This window comes from Pseudomonas sp. NFACC45 (assembly GCF_900113505.1).
Taxonomy (GTDB): Bacteria; Pseudomonadota; Gammaproteobacteria; order Pseudomonadales; family Pseudomonadaceae; genus Aquipseudomonas; species Aquipseudomonas tehranensis.
Genome location: NZ_FOPO01000009.1, coordinates 205,126 through 226,332, shown reverse-complemented (window position 1 = coordinate 226,332; position 21,207 = coordinate 205,126). Strand labels below are relative to the sequence as shown.

Here is a 21,207-nt window from a genome sequence, read left to right as displayed (position 1 = left end):
CATTCAACATCAAGGTTGACTGAACTGGCCTCATCGCGAGCGGGCTCGCTCCCACAGGGGAACTGGTGTTGTTTAGTGCTGCAGGATTTTCTCAAGGAAATGCTGCGCACGTTCGGAGCGGGCGCTGATATCGCCGAAGAACTCTTCCTTCTCGCAGTCTTCGATGATCTGGCCCTGGTCCATGAAAATCACCCGGTTCGCCACTTTGCGGGCGAAGCCCATTTCGTGGGTCACGCACATCATGGTCATGCCTTCGTGGGCCAGTTGCACCATCACGTCGAGCACTTCGTTGACCATTTCCGGGTCAAGGGCCGAGGTCGGTTCGTCGAACAGCATCACGATCGGGTCCATCGCCAGGGCGCGGGCAATCGCCACGCGCTGCTGTTGGCCGCCGGAGAGCTGGCCGGGGTGCTTGTGGGCATGCGCCGACAGACCGACCCGCTCAAGCAACTGCAGGCCTTTCTGGGTGGCTTCTTCCTTGCTGCGGCCCAGCACCTTGATCTGTGCGATGGTCAGGTTTTCGGTGATGGTCAGGTGCGGGAACAGCTCGAAATGCTGGAACACCATGCCAACGCGCGAGCGCAGTTTCGGCAGGTTGGTCTTCGGGTCGGCGATGGACGTACCGTCGACCACGATGTCGCCTTTCTGGAACGGCTCCAGGGCGTTTACGCATTTGATCAGCGTGGACTTGCCCGAACCCGACGGACCGCACACCACCACAACCTCACCCTTGCTGACCTCGGTGCTGCAATTGGTCAGTACCTGGAAGTCCCCATACCACTTGTTGATGTTCTTGATAGAGATCATACGGCGAACCTTTTTTGCAGACGCTTGACCAGCAGCGAGGCGGCAAAGCTGATTGTGAAGTACACGAGACCTGCGACGATCAGGAACTCATGGGAGCGGCCGATGATGTCGCCATTGGCCCGCGAAGCATTGAGGAAATCCACCAGACCGACCGTGTAGACCAGCGAGGTGTCCTGAAACAGGATGATGCTTTGTTGCAACAGCAGCGGGGTCATCTTGCGAAACGCCTGGGGCAGGATGATCAGGCGCATGGTCTGGCCATAATTCATGCCCAGCGCCTGGGCAGCGCCCATCTGACCCTTGGGGATCGACTGCACACCAGCCCGTACGATTTCGCAGAAGTACGCCGCCTCGAACATCATGAACGCCACGACGCAGGAGCCAAACGCACCGATCGGTGTGTCTTCGCCAGTGATCCAGCGCAGTACGAACGGCACCGCCAGGTAGAACCAGGTGATGACCAGCAGCAGCGGGATCGAGCGGAAGTAGTTGACGTAGGCGCCAGCAATGCTGGAGATCAGCTTGTTGTGGGACAGGCGCATCAGCGCCAGGATGGTCCCCAGGATGATCCCGCCGACGACGCCCAGGGCCATCAGCTTGAGCGTCATCACCATGCCGTTCCACAAACCGGGAATGGCCGGGATGACGCCAGTGAAGTCGAGTTCCATTATTTACCCCCCACGGAAATCAGGCCGGGCACCGCGACTTTCTTCTCGACCATGCGCATGAGCAGCATCAGGCTCATGTTCAGGGTGAAGTAGATCAGCGTCGCCAGGGTGAAGGCTTCGAACAGGTTGGCGGAGAACTCGGCAGTCTGTTTGGTCTGTGCGAGCAGTTCCATCAGGCCGATCAGCGACGCCACGGAGGAGTTCTTGAAGACGTTCAGGAATTCCGAGGTAAGCGGCGGAATGATGATCCGGTAGGCCTGGGGCAGCAGGACGTTCCAGTAGATTTGCGGCAGCTTGAAGCCCATGGCCCGGGCGGCGGCTTCCTGGCCACGCGGCAGCGCTTGAATACCGGTGCGAACCTGTTCGCAGACCCGCGCGGCGGTAAACAGGCCCAGGCACACCACGACGCTCAGGTAGGCCGAGGTCGTGGGGTTCAGGTCCTGCTTGTACCACTCCTGCAGGTCTGCTGGCAGCAAGTCGGGCACCAGGAAGTACCAGATGAACAGCTGAACCAGCAGCGGCACGTTACGAAAGAGCTCCACGTAGCCGGTGGCGATACCCGACACCAGCCGGTTCGGCACGGTGCGCATCACGCCCAGAACCGAACCCAGCAGTAGGGCGATGATCCAGGCCGCGACGGCGATGGCGATGGTCCAGCCCAGGCCGGCCAGGTACCAGTCGAGATAAATCTCGCTGCCGATGCCGGTGGACTTGAAGAACACGCCCCAGTCCCAGTTGTAATTCATTAGGGTCTCCCCTCAGATCGATCGATATGCAAATACCCGCCTGGGGAAGCTCCATTCCCACCTGACCCTTGAAGGGCAGGCACACACGATCGGCTCGACAGCCACCGGTTCGAGTGTTTCCAGATATGCCAGCAGGGAGTGACCATTCCCTGAAAGTGCAAAAGCACTTTCAGGGAACAAGGTTAGTCAGGAATCAGGATTTCTTTTCGTCGGCCGCTTTGTCGGTCGGTTCGGCGATCAGTTTCTTGAGCTCTTCGCTCATCGGGAAGTTCAGGTTCAGGCCTTTTGGCGGAATTGGCTGCATGAACCACTTTTCGTAGATCTTGTTGATTTCGCCAGAAGCGTAGGTGGCCTTGATGGCGTCATCGACTGCCTTTTTGAACGGCTCGTCACCCTTGCGCATCATGCAACCGTAGATCTCGAAGGACTGCGGGGTACCGGTCACGGCCCAGTCGGCGGGTTTCTTGGCCTTGGCCATTTCACCGGCCAGCAAGGCGTCGTCCATCATGAAGGCAACGGCGCGGCCGCCTTCGAGCATGTTGAACGATTCGCCGTGGTCCTTGGCCGAGATCACGTTCATGCCCATCTGCTTGTCGGCATTCATGGACTTGAGGATGCGCTCGGACGTGGTGCCGGCGGTGGTCACGACGTTCTTGCCCTTGAGGTCGTCGAAGTCTTTGTACTTGGAGTCTTTCTTGGACAACAGCTTGGTGCCGATCTCGAAGATGCCAACGGAGAAATCAACCTGCTGTTGACGCTCGACGTTGTTGGTGGTGGAACCGCATTCCAGGTCCACGGTGCCGTTTTGCACCAGCGGGATACGGGTTTGCGAGGTCACCAGGTTGTACTTGACCTGCAGGTTCGGCACGTCCAGTTCTTTTTTCAGGGCTTCGACGACTTTCAACTGAATGTCGTGGGAATAGCCGACCGGTTTGCCGGAGGCGTCCGCGATGTAGGAAAACGGAATGGAAGCGTCGCGATGCCCGAGCGTGATGACGCCGGACTCTTTGATCTTTTTCAGCGTACCGGTGAGTTCGGCAGCGAAAACCGGGGTGCTGATCAGAGCGGCAGCAATGGCTGCGCCCAGGAGATGGGGAACGATGCGCATCGATATTTCCTCGACATTGTTTTTCTTATTCAGCCGGTTCGTCGGCCCTGAGTGCTTCGAAGTACCTGGCAGCTCCTGTTGTGTTGGCATGCAGGCATTCGTCTCGAAGGAGTGTAGAGCATGAGTCGTGCCAGGCCAGTTGGCTCAGATTAACTGTTTGTTTTTAAACGTAATTAAGGATTTTTTTTGATTTATTCCACAGGCTGTTTATCCGGTTGGCCGAATTGACTGGCCGGTCGTGTTCGGAAAACCGAATGCACTCCGGCATCTCCATATCCCTTGTGGGAGCGAGCCTGCTCGCGATAGCGGTCTGCCTGGCGAGACTTATATTGAAGCTGATGGCCTCATCGCGAGCAGGCTCGCTCCCACAAAGGACGGCGGTGTATGCCAGATAGCAAAAAGCCCCTGAATCGGCGGATTCAGGGGCTTGGGTTAATCACTTAACGTTCAGGCCGCTTCGATCTTGCGGCGATTGTGTTCGACCTCGTTGAGGTACTGCTGCAGCTTTTCCTGTTCCGCCGCAGTAGTGAACAAGCCAAGTTTGCTGCGGCGCCACAGGATATCGTGGGCATCGATAGCCCATTCATCGCTGCACAAGTAGTCGACTTCCCGGGTGTAGAGGCCCGCACCGATGTGTTCGCCCATGTCTCCGAGGCTGTGCACGCCCTCAAGCATGCGCCAGGTGCGGCTGCCATAGGTGGTGGCCCAGCGGCGGGCGAGGTCGGTCGGTACCCAGTCGAATTTGTCGCGGATCGCCGAGCACAGCGCTTGCGGGGTGGTCATGTTTTCGCCGCCGGGGAGGGTGGCGACGGCGGTCCAGCTCGGGCGCATCTGAGTAAAATACGGGGCCAACTGCGCCATGGCCGATTCGGCCAGTTTGCGATAGGTGGTCAGCTTGCCGCCGAACACCGACAGCAGCGGCGCTTCTTCGCTGCTGCCCGAGAGAGCCAAGGTGTAGTCCCGGGTGACGGCTGACGGGTTGTCGGATTCGTCGTTGCACAACGGACGAACGCCGGAATAGCTGTGCAGGATATCGTCGCGGCTGATCTGCTTCTTGAAGTGGGCGTTGACCACTTTGAGCAAGTAATCGGTTTCGCCCTCGGTGATCGCCACGTTGGCTGGGTCGCCGGTGTATTCGCGGTCGGTCGTGCCGATCAAGGTGAACCGGTTCAAATATGGAATGGTGAATACGATGCGCTGGTCTTCGTTCTGAAGAATGTGCGCATGCTCGCCTTCGTAGAGTTTCGGCACGATCAGATGGCTGCCTTGGATCAGGCGGATGCCGTAGGGCGACTCCAGCTTCAGGTCATCGCGAATGAATTTGGCGACCCACGGGCCGGCCGCGTTGACCAGCGCCTTGGCGCGGATCGAAAACAGGCTGCCGTCGGCGCGTTCCAGATGCAAATGCCACAAGCCTTTACTACGACGGGCGTTCACGCAACGTGTGCGAGTGTGGACATGGGCGCCTTTTTCCCGGGCGGCCATGGCGTTGAGCACCACCAGTCGCGCATCGTCGACCCAGCAGTCGGAGTATTCAAAACCTTTGGTGATCTCGCTTTTCAGCGCGCTGTCGGCGCCGAATTTCAGGCTTTTGGAACCGGCAAGTTGTTCGCGCTTGCCCAGGTGATCGTAGAGGAACAGGCCGGCGCGAATCATCCAGGCAGGGCGCAAGTGCGGGCGGTGGGGCAATACGAAGCGCATCTGCTTGACGATGTGCGGCGCCTTGGTCAACAGCACTTCGCGCTCGGCCAGCGCTTCGCGCACCAGGCGGAATTCGTAGTGTTCGAGGTAACGCAGGCCGCCATGGATCAGCTTGCTGCTGGCCGAGGAGGTGTGGCTGGCCAGGTCGTCCTTTTCGCAAAGAAACACCGAGAGGCCGCGACCCGCTGCGTCTGCGGCAATCCCCACGCCGTTGATCCCACCGCCAATGACGGCGACGTCGTAAACCTCAGCGAGAGGGGGCGTAGGCAAGGTAGAAGTGGGCATCGGCTGGCCTCGGGTTCTTTTTCGTAATATTTGAATTCGAACATTAATGTTCATTTGCGAAAATACTAGCCGATAAACTCAGCAACAGCCAGTCGTCTTCGATTGAAAATACTGATCAAAGGAAACTGAAAGGAAAATTTTCGAACACAAAAAAAGATCGCAGCCTTCGGCAGCTCCTACAGAAATAGGCGTAGGAGCTGCCGAAGGCTGCGATCTCTTGAAGCTTGAAGCTGCTTCTCTACACCACCTCCAGCCGAATCTTGTGCTGGGTCAGCAATTGCGCCAGGGCCGGCACGGGGGGCTGATCGGTCACCAGGCAGTCGATCAGGCTGATCGGCCCCAGTCTGACCATGGCGTTGCGTCCGAATTTGCTGGAGTCCGCGGCGAGCAGCACTTGCCGGGCGTTGGCGATGATCGCCTGTGAGACGCGCACTTCCTGGTAATCGAAATCCAGCAGGCTGCCGTCCTCATCGATCCCGCTGATGCCCACCAGGGCAAAATCGACCTTGAACTGATTGATGAAGTCGACGCTGGCCTGGCCTACCACGCCTCCGTCGCGTCGTACATTTCCACCGGCGATCAGAACTTCGAAGTCGTCCTTGGCGCTGAGGATCGAGGCCACATGCAAGTTGTTGGTGATGATCTTCAGATGGTTGTGGTTGAGCAGCGCCCGGGCGATGGACTCGGTGGTGGTGCCGATGTTGATGAACAGCGAGGCGTGATCAGGGATCTGGGCGGCAATGGCTTCGGCGATGCGTTGTTTCTCGTCGCGCATCTGGTCGGCGCGCATGGCGTAGGCGGTGTTTTCAACGCTCGAATCATAGGCCGCGCCGCCGTGGTAGCGACGCAGCAGGTTCAACTCCGCCAACTGATTGATGTCGCGACGGATGGTTTGCGGGGTGACGACGAAGAGCTGCGCCATTTCCTCGATACTGACGTAGCCGCGTTCGCGGACCAGTTCGAGGATTTGCTGCTGACGGGGAGGCAGATTCATGGGGCTTCCTTTGGGCTGCCATACAAAATTTGCCCATGATGCCGCAGGAATCCCCTCCCGACCAGTTTCACACCCTCGTCGTACTCAGCTTCGGCTTATTCAGCGTCTTCGTGAGGTTCCCAGTCGCGGGTGCGGCTGACCGCTTTCTGCCAGCCAGCGTAAAGCTTTTCCTTGGCCTGCTCATCCAGTTGCGGTTCGAATTCGCGCTCGATCACCGCCTTGCCGCGCAGTTCATCCAGGCTGCCCCAGAAACCACACGCCAGGCCGGCCAGGTACGCGGCGCCCAACGCTGTGGTTTCCCGCATTTTCGGGCGCTCGACCCGGGTGCCGAGAATGTCCGCCTGGAACTGCATCAGGAAGTTGTTCGCTACCGCGCCGCCGTCCACGCGCAGGGCCTTGAGGCGTTCGCCCGAATCCTGCTGCATGGCGTCGAGTACGTCGCGGGTCTGGTAGGCAATCGACTCCAGCGCTGCACGAATGATGTGGTCGACCCGCACGCCGCGGGTCAGGCCGAACAGCGCGCCACGGGCATAGGGGTCCCAGTAGGGGGCGCCCAGGCCGGTGAAGGCCGGCACCAGGTACACGCCGTTGCTGTCCTTGACCTTGTTGGCGAAGTATTCGGTGTCGAGGGCGTCATTGATGATTTTCAACTCGTCGCGCAGCCACTGCACGGTGGAGCCACCGTTGAATACCGCGCCCTCCAGGGCGTAGGCCACTTCGCCGCGGGGGCCGCAGGCGATGGTGGTGAGCATGCCATGATTGGATTTGACGGCTTTGTCGCCGGTGTTCATCAACAGGAAGCAGCCGGTGCCATAGGTGTTTTTCGCCTGGCCTGGCTCCACGCACATCTGGCCGAACAGGGCGGCCTGCTGGTCGCCGGCGATGCCACCGATGGCGATGCCGCTCTTGGTGCGGCCATAGACTTCTGAGGAAGACTTCACTTGCGGCAACATTTCGCGAGGGATGTCGAGAATCTCGAGCATCTTCGCGTCCCACTCCAGCGAGTGAATATTGAACAGCATGGTGCGCGAGGCGTTGGTGTAGTCGGTGACGTGGACCTTGCCGCCGGTAAATTTCCAGATCAGCCAGCTGTCCACGGTACCAAACAGCAGTTCGCCGTTACGCGCGCGTTCGCGGCTGCCTTCGACGTTGTCCAGGATCCACTTGAGCTTGGTGCCGGAGAAATACGGGTCGGTGACCAGGCCGGTGGTTTCGCTGATGTACGGTTCGTGGCCGTCACGCTTGAGTTGCTGGCATATCTCGGTGCTGCGCCGGCACTGCCAGACAATGGCGTTATAGATCGGCCGGCCGGTGGTCTTGTCCCAGACCACGGTGGTTTCGCGCTGGTTGGTGATGCCGATCGCAGCGACCTGATCATGATGCAGGCCCGCCTGGGCCAGGGCTTCCACCATGACCGCGCTCTGGGTCGCGAAGATTTCCATCGGGTCATGTTCGACCCAGCCGGCCTGGGGGTAATGCTGGGCGAATTCGCGCTGGGCGGTGCAGACCACATTGGCGTCACGGTCGAAAATGATCGCCCGTGAGCTGGTCGTACCCTGGTCGAGGGCAATGATGTAGTTCTTGTTCTGAATGTCGGTCATGTCGATTGCCTTGGGACGTGAATAAGGGGTGAGGCTTGGCGCACGCTTGAGCGGGCAGAAGTGTGCGCCGATTGTTTCAGGATGTTCTGGGCTTGCCGTCAATGGCCGGTTCTGCATCCTTTGTAACAGCCGTGGCGCTGGGCAGATGGCGGGCAATCAACCCGCGATAGGCCGCAGCGCCCAGGCATGCACCCACGATCGGTGCAAAAATCGGAACCAGGAAGTACGGGATGTCGCGTCCACCCGTGAGGGAAATTTCACCCCACCCGGTGAAGAAAGTCATCAGTTTAGGGCCGAAGTCCCGCGCCGGGTTCATCGCGAAGCCCGTCAGTGGCCCCATCGAGCTGCCAATCACCGCGATCAGCAGGCCGATCAGCAGTGGCGCCAGCGGGCCGCGGGGCAGGCCATTGTTGTCATCGGTCAGGGACATGATCACGCCCATCAGAATGGCGGTGATGATCACCTCCACCACAAAGGCCTGGCCAGTGGACAGCGCTGGATGTGGGTAAGTGGAAAATACCGAGGCCAGTTCAAGGCTGGCTTCTGAGCCACGAATCATCTGCCGGGACTGTTCGAAATCGAAGAATAGATTGCTGTAAAGCGTGTAGACCAGCAGCGCGCCACAAAAGGCGCCGGCCACCTGGCAAATAATGTAGAAGGGCAACTTACGCTTTTCAAAGTCGGTGAAAATACACAGGGCGATGCTGACGGCGGGGTTCAGGTGTGCGCCGGAAACGCCGGCGCTGAGGTAGATCGCCATGCTGACACCGACACCCCAGATGAGACTGATTTCCCACAGGCCGAAACTCGCACCCGCGACCTTGAGCGCCGCAACGCAGCCGGTGCCGAAAAAAATCAGTAGGGCAGTCCCCAGGAATTCGGCCAGGCATTGGCTGGAAAGGGGTGGCTGTTGTAAAGCAATTGTCATTCAAACCTCGGTTTTTGTTGTTGTCTGGCGCGTCCGGTAAAGCCCGATCGCGCGTTCAGCGCCGAGGCAGGATCCTCATCCTGAACTCGGGGTGTTGGTTGAGACCTGCGTTTATGTTTTCAGTTTCGAAAAAATATAGACAAGAAACGCTGGTGTCAAAGGTCGAAAGTGAACCGTCGGTCATATTTAAACTATTCGTGGCGTGAATGACTGTTTCGCCACCATGGTTTTGCCGGGTAAGCCGCTGCGGCCCAGCGCCTTTTGGTCAGCGATGCCTTAGAATTCGGGCACTCTCTACGTCGATTCGCCTCAGGAGCGGTCATGACCCCTGCATTGGATTTGCTGAAAAAGGTGCGCGCCGAACATCGCATTCATAGTTATGAACACGATCCCAAGGCAGCCTCCTATGGTTTGGAAGCGGCAGAAAAGCTTGGGCTGGATCCGGCGCAGGTCTTCAAGACGTTGTTGGCGGCCAGCGAAAAAAACGAGTTGTTGGTGGCGGTGGTGCCCGTGGTCGGCAGCCTGGATTTGAAAGCCCTGGCCCATGCCGCCGGCGTAAAGAAAGTCGAGATGGCCGACCCCGCGGCCGCCCAGCGTTCGACCGGTTATCTGCTCGGTGGTATCAGCCCGTTGGGGCAGAAAAAACGTCTTCGCACTTTTATCGACAGTTCTGCCCAGCCGTTTGCCAGCATCTTTGTCAGTGCCGGAAGGCGCGGGCTGGAGGTAGAGCTGGCGCCTGCGGTACTGGCCGAGCATACCGGGGCGGCGTTTGCGGATATCGGGCGGGCTTGAGTCTGGCGCAGGGCGTGAGCGTGGCTGCCGGGGTCTTCGTCCTGGGCTGTAGGGTGAAAATTCGTCGGATCTGTCACTGGAAAAGCAGTAGCTCGCGGCCCATCCTCATGCATCAATAACAAGGAGAAGTGCCATGCAGCTTGCGTTTCATCAAGTCGATGCGTTCAGTGATCGGCCGTTTGGCGGCAATCCGGCGATGGTCTATCGGCTCGACGCCTGGCTGGCCGATGACTTGATGCAAAGGATCGCCGCCGAACATAACCTGGCTGAAACGGCTTTTCTGGTGCGTGAAGGCCAGCATTGGCATATCCGCTGGTTCACTCCCACCACTGAGGTGCCGTTGTGCGGGCATGCCACCTTGGCCAGCGCCCACGTGCTGTTCGAGGTCTATCACGAAGCCGCCGAGCGACTGGACTTCATCTGTCGATCCGGTGCGTTGAGCGTCACTCGCGAAGGTGATCGGCTATGGCTGGATTTTCCAGCCATCGTCCCCAGCGAGTTGGGTGCATCCCTGGTGGTCCAGGCTGCCCTGGGTGTGGAAGCGGTGGACGTGTTGAGCGCCAACGAACTGTTCGTCGTGCTGGAGTCGGAGCAGGCGGTGCTCGATTGCAAGCCGGACATGGCGGCCCTGGCGAAACTGCCGTGGCCGGGCGCAATCGTGACTGCGCCGGGAAGCCGGCATGACGCGCTATTTCGCCCCGGCGATTGGTATCAATGAGGATCCGGTCACTGGCTCGACCCATTGCAGCCTGATCCCATATTGGTCCAGGCGCCTGGGCAAGTTGGGGCTGACGGCTTATCAGTGCTCGGCCAGGGGCGGCGAACTGTTCTGCCGACTCGAGGGGGAGCGGGTGAAGATTGGGGGGAATGCGAGGTTGGTGGCCAGTGGGATGTTGATGTTGGGGTGATAAGAGGGATTTATTCCCACTGATCCCCTCCCTGTAGGAGCCGGCGAAGCCTGCGATCTTTGATCTTTCGCTTGGGACTCAATGGGCAAAGGAAAGATCGCAGCCTCGTTGCACTCGTCAGCTCCTACAGACTGTAGCGCCGCACGCCGCTTTCCACGGGGGGGATATGGGCCGCCGTGCTCCCTGAAGCCTGGAACAGCACCAGGTGTTCAGCCGCTACGCGAATGCCGACATCGTCCCCCACCAGATGGTCGGCATGGCTCGGGAAAATCGATTCCAGCTGCGCTCCGGTCGGCAATTGCAGGCGATACAGGGTTGAAGCGCCCAGGAACGTCTTGCCGACAATCCTGCCTGTGAGCGGACTGTCCGGTGCGTAGACGATATCGTCCGGGCGCAGCAGCACATCCACCGCACCACCGATGGGCCAGGTGTAGGCCCGGTTGCCGCGCAGGATACCCAGCTCGGTTTGCACCGATTCCGGGCTGTCGAGCTGGCCGCGAATGAAGTAACCCTGGCCAATGAAGCTGGCGACAAATGGCGTCAGCGGTTCATGGTACAGATTGTAGGGCGTATCCCACTGTTCCAGCCGACCCTCCTTGAATACCCCGACATGGTCGCTCACCGCGAAGGCTTCTTCCTGATCGTGGGTAACCAGAATCGCGCTGGTGCCGCGGACCTTGAGAATGTCCCGCACTTCATGGCTGAGCTTGCGCCTGAGCTCACCATCGAGATTGGAGAAAGGTTCGTCGAGCAACAGCAACTGCGGTTCCGGCGCCAGGGCGCGAGCCAGGGCCACGCGTTGTTGCTGACCTCCGGACAGTTCATGGGGCAAGCGCTTGCCCAGGCTCTTCAGGTTGACCAGTTCCAGCAGTTCCTCGACCACGCGGTCCTTGTCTGGATGCTTGCGAATGCCAAACGCAATGTTCTCGGCCACGCTCAGGTGAGGGAACAGCGCATAGTCCTGAAATACCATGCCGATCCGGCGTTTTTCCGGGGCGAGGGTGAAGCCGGCGCGGGAGATGGTTTTCCCCGCCAGCTGGATCTCACCTTCCTGTACCGGCTCGAAACCGGCGATGGCTCGCAGCGTCGTGGTCTTGCCACACCCGGACGAGCCGAGCAGGCACCCGATATCCCCGGCATTGAGGTGCAGGTTGAGGTTCTGCACGACGCGCTGGTTTTGATAACCGCACGTCAGGTTCTGCAGGTTCAGTAACAGGGTATGGCTCATGCGTGGTGGTACGCCGGCTCGACAAGAAACTCGAGCAAGGCCTTTTGTGCGTGAAGGCGATTTTCTGCCTGGTCCCAGGCCACGGAGCGTGGATCGTCCAGCAGGTCGACGCTGATCTCCTCGCCGCGATGGGCCGGCAGGCAGTGCATGAACAGCACGTCGGCGTCCGCCAGGTCGAGCAGGGCACGGTTGACCTGAAGCGGCGCGAACAGTTTCAGACGCTTGGCGGTTTCTTCTTCCTGGCCCATGGAGGTCCAGACGTCAGTGCTCACCAGATGCGCGCCGGCCACGGCCTGTTTCGGATCACGGACGATGGTCACCCGGCTCCCGGCCTTGGCCACCAGTTCGGCGCTGGGGTCGTAGCCTTCCGGACAGGCGATGCGCAGTTGGAAGTCGAACTGGATCGCGGCTTCTATATAGCTGTTGCACATGTTGTTGCCATCGCCGACCCAGGCCACGGTCTTGCCCTGAATCGAGCCGCGGTGTTCGAGGAACGTCTGCATGTCGGCCAGCAACTGGCAGGGGTGCAAGTCATCGGACAGACCATTGATCACCGGTACGCGCGAGTGCGCCGCAAACTCAGTCAGCGTGCTGTGGGCGAAGGTACGGATCATCACCGCATCCAGCATGCTCGACATGACGATGGCGCAGTCGCCGATCGGTTCGCCACGGCCCAGCTGGGTGTCGCGGGGCGACAGGAAGATTGCCTGGCCGCCGAGCTGGATCATGCCGGCTTCGAAAGAAATACGCGTGCGGGTCGATGACTTCTCGAAGATCATCCCCAGCACCCGGTTTTTCAGGGGCTCGAACAGTACGCCGCGATTACGCAGGTCCTTGAGCTCCACGCCTCGACGGATCACGCCGAGCAACTCATCGGGCGTTAAATCCATCAGGGAGAGAAAGTGCCTTGCGCTCATGATTGACTACCTTTTGTCACTGATCGCAGATGCTCAAAGCCTTGTTTCATGAAAAACGGGCGAGACCTGCGGCAAAAGCCGCACGGGGCGACGAAATAAGGAAAGGCGCGATCTTATAAGGAAATGTCGCGTCTTACCAATAGGGCTACAATTTTAGGGGATTTCAGCGAGGTCATAGCAGGCTGGCGAAGACATGTATGAAGCCGGTTTCCTGACAGCAGCCACCCATTTGTACACCGGCCTTGCGCAGCTTGGCAATCAAACCGGGCCGTTATTGAAGGATTTGGCCGGCCTGTTCCTGGGCGTGAATATTTCCTAATGCCAGGGCCTGGGTTATAAATGAACCTCAGACGCAGGAGCCCCGAAATGGATTCGAAAGAGCAACAACTGATGGAACTACTGGGGCTGACAGCGCGCTCCCTGACTCACCTGACCGCTTCGGTGACGTCCATGTCATTCGAGTTGCTGCGCAGTGACGACGAAGTGACCAAGGCTGCAGGTCGACGCATGATCGATCGCATGGCCACCATCAGCAGCGGGCTCGACGAGCATTGGCGATTGATCGGAGAGTTGACGGGCGTGCCCATCGCTCACGAACAAGTGGAAACCATCGAGGAAATCCAGTTGCTGGCGCCACCCTCCGAGCAGCCTTGAGCTCACTGCATCGGCGGGCCTGATGCCCGGCAATTCACAGGACGAACGTCGCTGGCGCGGGGGTGGATCACGCGCCATAGTTTTGTTCCCGCGGCCGAAAGCGCCCGTTACGAATAAAATAGAGGCTGGCCATGACCAAGACTCTCCACCACCGTGCGTGCCATCTGTGCGAAGCCATCTGTGGCTTGACCCTTGAAACCACCGAGACCGAAGGCCAGGGCCTGGCGATCACCTCGATCAAGGGCGATCCACTGGACAGCTTCAGTCGCGGCCACATCTGCCCCAAGGCGGTAGCCTTGCAAGATATCCAGAACGACCCGGATCGCCTGCGCCAGCCCATGCAGCGGGTCGGTAGCGAGTGGCAGCCGATTGCCTGGGACGATGCCTTCGCGCTGGTGGCCGAACGGCTGGCGGGCATTCAGGAACGTCATGGCCAGAACGCGGTGGCGGTCTATCAGGGCAACCCCAGCGTGCATAACTATGGGCTGATGACCCACAGCAACTATTTTTTGGGGCTGCTCAAGACCCGCAGCCGTTTTTCGGCGACTTCGGTGGACCAACTGCCTCACCACCTGACCAGCCACCTGATGTACGGTCACGGCCTGTTGTTGCCGATACCGGATATCGATCACACCGATTTCATGTTGATCCTGGGCGGCAACCCGCTGGCGTCCAATGGCAGCATCATGACCGTGCCGGACGTGGAAAAACGCCTCAAGGCGATCCAGGCGCGTGGCGGTAAAGTGGTGGTGGTCGATCCGCGTCGCAGCGAAACGGCGGCGATGGCCGACCAGCATGTGTTCGTGCGCCCGGGTGGCGATGCCGCGCTGCTGTCTGGTGTGCTCAATACCCTGTTCAGCGAGGGCTTGACCCGTGACAGTCACCTGCCGGTGGATGGCTTGGAAGACGTGCGCCGGGCCGTTGCGGCCTTCACTGCTGAAGCGATGAGCCCGCTCTGTGCCGTGCCGGCTATGCAGATCCGGCAGTTGGCCCGGGACTTCGCCGCCGCGCCTTCAGCGGTCTGTTATGGCCGGATGGGCGTCTCGACCCAGGCGTTCGGCACGCTGTGTCACTGGCTGATTCAGGTGATCAACCTGGTGACCGGCAATCTTGACCGGGTCGGTGGAGCCCTGTGTACCGAGCCTGCGGTGGACCTCGTTGCCAGCACCTCGGGAGGGCATTTCAATCGCTGGCAAAGCCGAGTGTCCGGGCGTCCCGAATACGCGGGCGAGCTGCCGGTTTCGACTCTGGCCGAGGAAATGCTCACCGAGGGCGAAGGCCAGATTCGTGCGCTGGTTACCGTGGCGGGCAACCCGGTGCTGTCCACTCCCAACGGGCGGCAACTGGAGCAGGCGCTGGACGGGTTGGAGTTCATGGTCAGCGTCGATCTGTACATCAACGAAACCACGCGCTACGCCGACCTGATCCTGCCATCCACCTCGGCCCTGGAAAACGACCATTACGACACCACGTTCAACCTGTTCGCGGTGCGCAACGTGACCCGTTTCAACCGGGCGATCCTGCCCAAGCCCGAAGGAGCGCTGCACGACTGGGAAATTTTCGTCGGTCTGGCCAAGGCTTTCGCTGCCCGAACCGGCAAGGAACTCAAGCCGACCATGCCGCCAGCGCAAATGATCGACTTCGGCCTTCGTGCCGGCGCCTATGGCGATGCCTCGCCGCATAAGCTGTCCCTGGCGACCCTGTTCGATCATCCCCATGGCATCGACCTGGGCGCCCTCAAGCCCAACCTGGCTCCACGGTTGAAAACCGAAAACCAGCGAGTGCAGGCTGCACCGGCGGTCATTCTTGCCGACCTCACGCGCTTTGCCGGGTTGCAGGCACCCCAGGCGGATGAGTTGCTGATGATTGGCCGACGTCATGTGCGCAGCAATAACTCCTGGATGCACAATTTCCACCGTCTGGTGAAGGGCAAGCCGCGCCATCAACTGCTGATGCACCCGGAGGATCTGAGCAGTCGCGGGTTGAGCGACGGGCAACGGGTGAAAGTCAGTTCGCGGGTGGGTATGCTTGAAGTCGAGGTGCAGGGTAGCCTGGACATGATGAAAGGCGTGGTCAGCCTGCCCCACGGTTGGGGCCATGCCCGGCCAGGCGTGCAGATGACCATTGCCAGCGCCCAGCCAGGTTCCAGCGCCAATGATCTGACCGATGACTGTCAGCTGGATGAGTTGTCTGGCAATGCAGCGCTCAATGGGGTTCCGGTGAAGGTGGTGGCTGCGTGAATTTGTCTCTCGGGGAGACCGAGCAGCGTGCTCGGCTTTCCGTTACAATGCGCCACCGTGTCGACAACTGAAGTCGCAAAGTTTAAGCCGAGGTGCTCCGTGGATATCATCGAAACGATTAAAGACCAGATTGCCAACAACACCATTCTGCTTTACATGAAAGGCTCGCCGAATGCGCCACAGTGCGGCTTCTCGGCCAAGGCTGCTCAGGCGGTGATGGCGTGTGGTGAGAAGTTTGCCTACGTGGACATCCTGCAGAACCCGGAAATCCGCGCCAACCTGCCCAAGTACGCCAATTGGCCAACTTTTCCGCAGCTGTGGGTGGCTGGTGAGCTGATCGGTGGTAGCGATATCATGACCGAGATGGCGGCCGACGGCTCTTTGCAGGCCACGATCAAGGCTGCTGCCGAGAAAGCGGCGGGGAACAAGACTGAAGCCTGATCCATGATGATCTGTGTTCACCACATGATGAGTTGAACACGGACATGTGGGAGCGGGCTTGCTCGCGAATGCGGTGGGTCAGATAGTACTTCTTTACCTGACCCACCGCATTCGCGAGCAAGCCCGCTCCCACAGTGGATTTTCGGTGGCCTGGGAATCCAGGCAATAAAAAGCCCCGCCTCTGGAAAGAGGGCGGGGCTTTTTATTGGCTCGCTTTTGGGGAAGGTTACTCTTCGCCCATCTGCGATTGCAGGTAGTTCTCAAGACCCACTTTATCGATCAGGCCCAGTTGGGTTTCCAGCCAGTCGATGTGTTCTTCCTCGGACTCGAGGATGTCTTCAAGCAGTTCGCGGCTGCCGAAGTCGCCAACGCTCTCGCAATGGGCGATAGCGACTTTCAGGTCGGCGTGGCCGGCGCGCTCGATGGTCAGGTCGCACTCGAGCATTTCCTGGGTGTGTTCGCCGATGTGCAGCTTGCCCAGGTCCTGGACGTTGGGCAGCCCTTCGAGAAACAGGATGCGCTTGATCAGCTTGTCCGCGTGTTTCATCTCGTCGATGGACTCGTGGTACTCGTGCTTGCCCAGCTTGTTCAGGCCCCAATCCTCATACATGCGCGCATGCAGGAAGTATTGGTTGATCGCGACCAGCTCATTGGCGAGGATCTTGTTGAGATGCTGGATGACTGTAACGTCGCCTTTCATGGTGAGGGCCTGCCCTGTAATAGCTGTGTATAAGGCTGAGTTTGAGCCGCGCACTGACGAGTGTCAAACCTAAGTTATTGAATAATAAATGAAAATTAATCGGAATAAGAATGTTTGTGTTCCGCGTCTAGAGGCTAAGCGCTTGATTTAAAGGCATAAAAAAACCGGACATTGAGCCCGGTTCTTCAAGAAGCTGGATTTAAGCGGCAGTAAATTCTACCGGATAGGGAATCGAGGCCTGGGCCGTTTGCACCTTGGCGAGGGTTTCGCGAACCACTTCCTTGGCCAGGCACGCACATTTGCCGCATTGGCTGGCTACGCCGGTGGCCTGGCGGACTTCGCGGTAGCTGCAGCAGCCTTCGTAGATCGCTTCGCGGATTTGTCCGTCGGTGACGCCAGTGCAGAGGCAAACATACATAAGTAAGAACCGTCGCTGGTTGTGACTCAATTGAGACGGATCTTAATGTTAACGAGAATGATTGTCAAAGTGGTTTCTGAAACCCTTGCGCCAGAGCTGACGAACGGTTTTTTTTCCAAGGTCAATGAGGGGGCAAGGATAGGGAAAGGAATTTTTGGACTCGCCGAAAAACCGTTGAAGACAGTCCAAATTCGCAGTGTATGATGGTCGGTCCTTACGCATCGGGTTCGTGTCACAGGGCTGTCGCCTGAGGGTGGCAGGCTGGCCCGGACCTAGTTTTCACGTTATTCACCAGGAGATATCCAATGAGCGTACTCGTAGGCAAACAAGCCCCTGACTTCACCGTTCCAGCCGTTCTGGGCAACGGCGAAATCGTCGACAGCTTCACCCTGTCCTCGGCCATCAAAGGCAAATACGGCCTGGTGTTCTTCTACCCGCTGGACTTCACCTTCGTCTGCCCATCCGAGCTGATCGCACTGGATCACCGCATGGACGACTTCAAGGCCCGCAACGTTGAAGTGGTTGCCGTTTCGATCGACTCGCACTTCACCCACAACGCCTGGCGCAACACGCCTATCAACGGTGGTGGCATCGGCCAGGTGAAATACACCATGGCCGCTGACATGAAGCACGAAATCGCCAAGGCCTACGACGTTGAGTCCGAAGGCGGCGTGGCCTTCCGTGGCGCGTTCCTGATCGACGACAAGGGCGTTGTCCGTTCGCAGATCATCAACGACCTGCCGCTGGGCCGTAACATGGAAGAGCTGATCCGTCTGGTCGACGCGCTGCAGTTCCACGAAGAGCACGGCGAAGTTTGCCCGGCCAACTGGAAGAAAGGCGACAAGGGCATGACCGCATCCCCTGAAGGCGTTGCCGCCTACCTGGGCGAGCACAGCGACAAGCTGTAAGCGCAACAGGCATAAAAAAACCGGCCCTCGATGGGCCGGTTTTTTTATGCCTGTTGTAGGAGCTGTCGAGTGTAACGAGGCTGCGATCTTTTCTCAGTCAGTTGAATCTTGGGTGAAAGCCTAAGATCAAAAAATCGCAGCCTGCGGCAGCTCCTACAGGGCAGTCTCGTCTAGCCACAATGGCTCTACTCTCTAGTCGTCGAAATCCTGCCAACCACCCATTTCTTTCCAGCGATTGACGATGCCGCAGAACAGCTCGGCGGTCTTCTCGGTGTCGTAGCGGGCCGAGTGGGCTTCACGACCATCAAAGTCGATGTCGGCCGCCTGGCAGGCCTTGGCCAATACGGTCTGGCCGTATGCCAGACCGGCAAGGGTCGCGGTGTCGAAGCTGGAAAACGGATGGAACGGGTTGCGCTTCATGTCCAGGCGCGCAACGGCGGCATTGAGAAAGCCCAGGTCGAAGCTGCTGTTGTGGCCGACCAGGATCGCCCGTTTGCAGCCGTTGGCCTTCAACGCTTTGCGCACGCCTCGGAAAATGTCAGTCAGGGCTGTCTCTTCACTCACCGCCATGCGCAATGGGTGATCAAGCTTGATCCCGGTGAACTCCAGGGCTGCCGCCTCGATGTTGGCGCCTTCGAACGGTTCGACGCGGAAGAAATAGGTGTGATCAGGGAACACAAAACCTTTTTCGTCCATGCCAATGGTGGTCGCAGCGATTTCCAGCAGCGCATCGGTGGCGGAGTTGAAACCGCCGGTTTCTACGTCGACCACGACCGGAAGGTAGCCCCGGAAGCGGGCTGCCATGGGGTGACGGGCCGCGCCCGAACCACCGTTGCCGTCCAGCTCGTCGTCGAAATGATCTTCACTCACACACTTTCCTCCAGCAGGCGCCAGCGCAGTTTTTCACCGGCGCGCAGCGGGATAACAGTCAGCTCGCCAAAAGGCAGGCTGGCGGGGGCGGTCCACTCGTCGCGAACCAGGGTAATACGATCGGTGTTCACCGGCAGGCCATAGAAGCGCGGGCCGTGGAGGCTGGCAAAGCCTTCGAGTTTGTCCAGCGCATTGCGTTGTTCGAACGCCTCGGCATACATCTCGATGGCGGCATAGGCGGTGTAGCAGCCAGCGCAACCGCAGGCCGCTTCCTTGGCGTGCCGGGCATGGGGGGCCGAGTCCGTGCCGAGGAAAAACTTGGCACTGCCGCTGGTGGCAGCGTCGAGCAAGGCTTCTTGATGGGTGTTGCGCTTGAGGATCGGCAGGCAATAGAAGTGCGGCCGGATCCCGCCCACCAGCATGTGGTTGCGGTTGTACAGCAGGTGATGCGCGGTAATGGTCGCGCCAACGTTCGCCGGGGCTTCGTTGACGAACTGCACGGCATCGCCGGTGGTGATGTGTTCGAACACCACCTTGAGCGTCGGGAAGCGCTCCACGACACGACGCATGTGCTCATCGATGAAGATTTTTTCGCGGTCGAACACGTCGACATCGCCACGCGTGACTTCACCGTGGATCAGCAACGGCATGCCGACTTCGGCCATGGCCTCCAGCGCCGGGAAAATCTTGTCGATGCTGGTGACGCCGGAGTCCGAGTTAGTGGTGGCGCCGGCGGGGTACAGCTTGGCGGCATGGACGAAGCCGCTGGCCTTGGCCTCGCGTATTTCTTCGGGCTGCGTACGGTCGGTGAGGTAAAGCACCATCAGCGGTTCAAAACGGCTGCCGGCCGGGCGTACGGCCAGGATTCGCTGGCGATAGCCGTCGGCCTCGATAGCGTTGCGCACTGGCGGAACCAGGTTCGGCATGATGATTGCGCGCCCGAAGGTGCGCGCGACATCGGCGACGGTATGGGTCAACACAGCACCATCGCGAAGATGAATATGCCAGTCGTCGGGACGCAGCAGGGTCAGGCGGTCGGACATTGGGGGGCTTCCAGGCGGGTCAAACTCTGGGGAATGCTACCGGAAAAGACCGATTCAGGCACCCGCTATCAAGTTCTGGCGCAAGTTACCGATAGCTCCTACAGGTGTGCCACGAATCCGTAGGGTGCCCCGGACAGGCGTCATACTCTCAACGTGTGTCGATCTTCGTATAAAAGCCATTGGAGCCTCCCGTGCGCCAGCGTTATTTAGCCTTGCTCAGTGTGTTTGCCAGCCTTCCCGCCATGGCGCTCACTTTCCAGACCCGTCTGGAGAGCATTGAGTGGACGGTCGAAGGCGACAAGTTCGAGTGCCGGCTGAGTCAGCCGGTCACCGATTTCGGCAGCGGCGAATTTGTGCGCCGGGCCGGCGAGCAGGCGATCTTCCGGCTCAAGTCCCATAACCCGATGCTCGGTGGCGGTTCGGCCATTCTGCTGGCGGCCGCCGCGCCTTGGCAGCCGGGACGGGGCGACATCAACCTGGGCTCGGTCAGGCTCGGCAGCGGCGATGTGCTGTTCAACAGCTCTCAGGTCCAGGCGGGTCGCTTGATCAGCGGGCTGATGGAAGGGCGCAGCCCGGTGGTACGGCGTAACACTGGGGACGGGCGGGTGTCGGAAGTCCGGCTGCTGCCCGTGCGCTTTAACAAGGCCTTCAGTGATTACCAGGGCTGCGTGGCAAAACTGTTGCCGAAGAATTTCGAGCAGGTCAAGCAATCCCAGATCGGCTTTCCCGGCGAAGGCGTTGAGCTCGATGCCCGGGCCAAGGCTCAGTTGCAGGTGATGATCGACTTCATCAAAGCCGACCCGACCGTCAATCATGTCGAACTCGACGGTCACTCCGACAATAGCGGCAATCGATTGACCAACCGTGAGCTGTCTCGTCGCCGTGCCCTGGCGGTCCAGGACTTCTTCAAGGCCAATGGCTTTCAAGAGTCGCAGATCACCGTGCGGTTCCACGGCGAACGTTACCCCTTGGTGCCCAACACCAGTGCCGCCAACCGGGCCAAGAACCGTCGTGTGGCCGTGCGTCTGGAGCGTGTAGCGGTGCCTGAAGCGCCGGCACCGCAGGCTACACCCGCCGCGCCGCCCCCTGCCAAGGTTCCGGCGCCGACCGCGACACCGGCCAAGCCCACTGCAGCCACCACAGCGCGAACCTCCTGACCTGTGAGGATCGTCGCGCGGTCGACATAATCTGTCGCTTCGTCGTCATAAGCTGTCGCGCCCCTGTAAATTATCCGCGCTGGACGTTAAACT

21 protein-coding genes and 1 pseudogene are annotated in these 21,207 nt (G+C 59.5%); 8 read left to right on the top strand and 14 right to left on the bottom strand.

What is annotated here, in order from left to right; translation table 11 throughout:
- Window positions 1-72: 72 nt before the first annotated feature.
- The 8 genes from BM132_RS18180 to BM132_RS18145 form a co-directional block, all read right to left on the bottom strand.
- Window positions 73-807: an amino acid ABC transporter ATP-binding protein gene (locus tag BM132_RS18180; RefSeq protein WP_047227036.1), complete on the bottom strand. Its 735-nt coding sequence runs from the start codon at window positions 805-807 to the stop codon at window positions 73-75.
- Complete coding sequence (locus tag BM132_RS18175) at window positions 804-1,475, bottom strand: amino acid ABC transporter permease (RefSeq protein WP_092393217.1); 672 nt, start codon at window positions 1,473-1,475, stop codon at window positions 804-806. The genes BM132_RS18180 and BM132_RS18175 overlap by 4 nt, the downstream gene beginning before the upstream one ends.
- Window positions 1,475-2,221 (bottom strand): amino acid ABC transporter permease, encoded by a 747-nt coding sequence (locus tag BM132_RS18170; protein WP_092457484.1) that lies wholly within the window; start codon window positions 2,219-2,221, stop codon window positions 1,475-1,477. The genes BM132_RS18175 and BM132_RS18170 overlap by 1 nt, the downstream gene beginning before the upstream one ends.
- Window positions 2,222-2,414: 193 nt before the next feature.
- Window positions 2,415-3,329 carry a glutamate/aspartate ABC transporter substrate-binding protein gene (locus BM132_RS18165; RefSeq protein WP_092393211.1) on the bottom strand — a complete coding sequence of 305 codons (915 nt, stop codon included), beginning with the start codon at window positions 3,327-3,329 and terminating at the stop codon, window positions 2,415-2,417.
- A 447-nt stretch (window positions 3,330-3,776) separates the two neighbouring features.
- Window positions 3,777-5,315 carry a glycerol-3-phosphate dehydrogenase gene (glpD, locus tag BM132_RS18160; protein WP_092457481.1) on the bottom strand — a complete coding sequence of 513 codons (1,539 nt, stop codon included), beginning with the start codon at window positions 5,313-5,315 and terminating at the stop codon, window positions 3,777-3,779.
- Window positions 5,316-5,553: 238 nt separating this feature from the next.
- Window positions 5,554-6,309, bottom strand: coding sequence for a DeoR/GlpR family transcriptional regulator (locus BM132_RS18155; RefSeq protein WP_092457478.1), 756 nt, complete (start codon window positions 6,307-6,309; stop codon window positions 5,554-5,556).
- A 95-nt stretch (window positions 6,310-6,404) separates the two neighbouring features.
- A complete protein-coding gene (glpK, locus tag BM132_RS18150) occupies window positions 6,405-7,910 on the bottom strand; it encodes a glycerol kinase GlpK (RefSeq protein WP_092457475.1) in 1,506 nt (501 codons plus the stop codon).
- A gap of 76 nt (window positions 7,911-7,986) precedes the next feature.
- The gene (locus BM132_RS18145; RefSeq protein WP_092457472.1) at window positions 7,987-8,838 is read right to left on the bottom strand and encodes an MIP/aquaporin family protein; all 852 of its coding nucleotides are present in this window, start codon (window positions 8,836-8,838) and stop codon (window positions 7,987-7,989) included.
- A 321-nt stretch (window positions 8,839-9,159) separates the two neighbouring features.
- Here BM132_RS18145 and ybaK point away from each other — a divergent pair, with 321 nt between their 5' ends.
- The gene (gene ybaK, locus BM132_RS18140) at window positions 9,160-9,630 is read left to right on the top strand and encodes a Cys-tRNA(Pro) deacylase (RefSeq protein WP_047227027.1); all 471 of its coding nucleotides are present in this window, start codon (window positions 9,160-9,162) and stop codon (window positions 9,628-9,630) included.
- 133 nt (window positions 9,631-9,763) lie between these two features.
- Window positions 9,764-10,538 (top strand): annotated as a pseudogene (locus BM132_RS18135) (PhzF family phenazine biosynthesis protein).
- Between the two features lie 124 nt (window positions 10,539-10,662).
- Here BM132_RS18135 and BM132_RS18130 read toward each other — a convergent pair.
- Both BM132_RS18130 and argF read right to left on the bottom strand, forming a co-directional pair.
- Window positions 10,663-11,766, bottom strand: coding sequence for an ABC transporter ATP-binding protein (locus BM132_RS18130; RefSeq protein ID WP_092457469.1), 1,104 nt, complete (start codon window positions 11,764-11,766; stop codon window positions 10,663-10,665).
- Window positions 11,763-12,683 carry an ornithine carbamoyltransferase gene (argF, locus tag BM132_RS18125; protein ID WP_092457466.1) on the bottom strand — a complete coding sequence of 307 codons (921 nt, stop codon included), beginning with the start codon at window positions 12,681-12,683 and terminating at the stop codon, window positions 11,763-11,765. Before argF ends, BM132_RS18130 begins: the two co-directional genes overlap by 4 nt.
- Window positions 12,684-12,876: 193 nt before the next feature.
- Here argF and BM132_RS28725 point away from each other — a divergent pair, with 193 nt between their 5' ends.
- From BM132_RS28725 to grxD, 4 genes are all read left to right on the top strand, one after another.
- The gene (locus BM132_RS28725; protein ID WP_256244279.1) at window positions 12,877-13,002 is read left to right on the top strand and encodes a hypothetical protein; all 126 of its coding nucleotides are present in this window, start codon (window positions 12,877-12,879) and stop codon (window positions 13,000-13,002) included.
- A gap of 47 nt (window positions 13,003-13,049) precedes the next feature.
- Window positions 13,050-13,337: a hypothetical protein gene (locus BM132_RS18120; RefSeq protein ID WP_047227023.1), complete on the top strand. Its 288-nt coding sequence runs from the start codon at window positions 13,050-13,052 to the stop codon at window positions 13,335-13,337.
- 131 nt (window positions 13,338-13,468) lie between these two features.
- On the top strand, window positions 13,469-15,577 hold the full coding sequence (locus BM132_RS18115) for a molybdopterin oxidoreductase family protein (RefSeq protein WP_092457463.1): 2,109 nt from the start codon (window positions 13,469-13,471) through the stop codon (window positions 15,575-15,577).
- Window positions 15,578-15,676: 99 nt separating this feature from the next.
- Window positions 15,677-16,018: a Grx4 family monothiol glutaredoxin gene (grxD, locus tag BM132_RS18110; RefSeq protein WP_092393182.1), complete on the top strand. Its 342-nt coding sequence runs from the start codon at window positions 15,677-15,679 to the stop codon at window positions 16,016-16,018.
- A gap of 226 nt (window positions 16,019-16,244) precedes the next feature.
- Here grxD and bfr read toward each other — a convergent pair whose 3' ends face one another.
- Both bfr and BM132_RS18100 read right to left on the bottom strand, forming a co-directional pair.
- Window positions 16,245-16,718, bottom strand: coding sequence for a bacterioferritin (bfr, locus tag BM132_RS18105; RefSeq protein WP_092393179.1), 474 nt, complete (start codon window positions 16,716-16,718; stop codon window positions 16,245-16,247).
- A 199-nt stretch (window positions 16,719-16,917) separates the two neighbouring features.
- Complete coding sequence (locus BM132_RS18100; RefSeq protein ID WP_003178704.1) at window positions 16,918-17,136, bottom strand: bacterioferritin-associated ferredoxin; 219 nt, start codon at window positions 17,134-17,136, stop codon at window positions 16,918-16,920.
- Window positions 17,137-17,441: 305 nt separating this feature from the next.
- Here BM132_RS18100 and BM132_RS18095 point away from each other — a divergent pair, with 305 nt between their 5' ends.
- On the top strand, window positions 17,442-18,044 hold the full coding sequence (locus BM132_RS18095) for a peroxiredoxin (protein WP_092393176.1): 603 nt from the start codon (window positions 17,442-17,444) through the stop codon (window positions 18,042-18,044).
- Between the two features lie 192 nt (window positions 18,045-18,236).
- Here the strand turns inward: BM132_RS18095 and rnt are convergent, their stop codons facing one another.
- Together rnt and pyrC are read right to left on the bottom strand one after the other, a co-directional pair.
- Window positions 18,237-18,914: a ribonuclease T gene (gene rnt / locus BM132_RS18090; protein ID WP_047227017.1), complete on the bottom strand. Its 678-nt coding sequence runs from the start codon at window positions 18,912-18,914 to the stop codon at window positions 18,237-18,239.
- Window positions 18,911-19,957: a dihydroorotase gene (gene pyrC, locus BM132_RS18085; protein ID WP_092457460.1), complete on the bottom strand. Its 1,047-nt coding sequence runs from the start codon at window positions 19,955-19,957 to the stop codon at window positions 18,911-18,913. Before pyrC ends, rnt begins: the two co-directional genes overlap by 4 nt.
- A gap of 191 nt (window positions 19,958-20,148) precedes the next feature.
- Here pyrC and BM132_RS18080 point away from each other — a divergent pair, with 191 nt between their 5' ends.
- Window positions 20,149-21,114, top strand: coding sequence for a flagellar protein MotY (locus tag BM132_RS18080; protein ID WP_092457457.1), 966 nt, complete (start codon window positions 20,149-20,151; stop codon window positions 21,112-21,114).
- The last annotated feature ends 93 nt before the right edge of the window (window positions 21,115-21,207 follow it).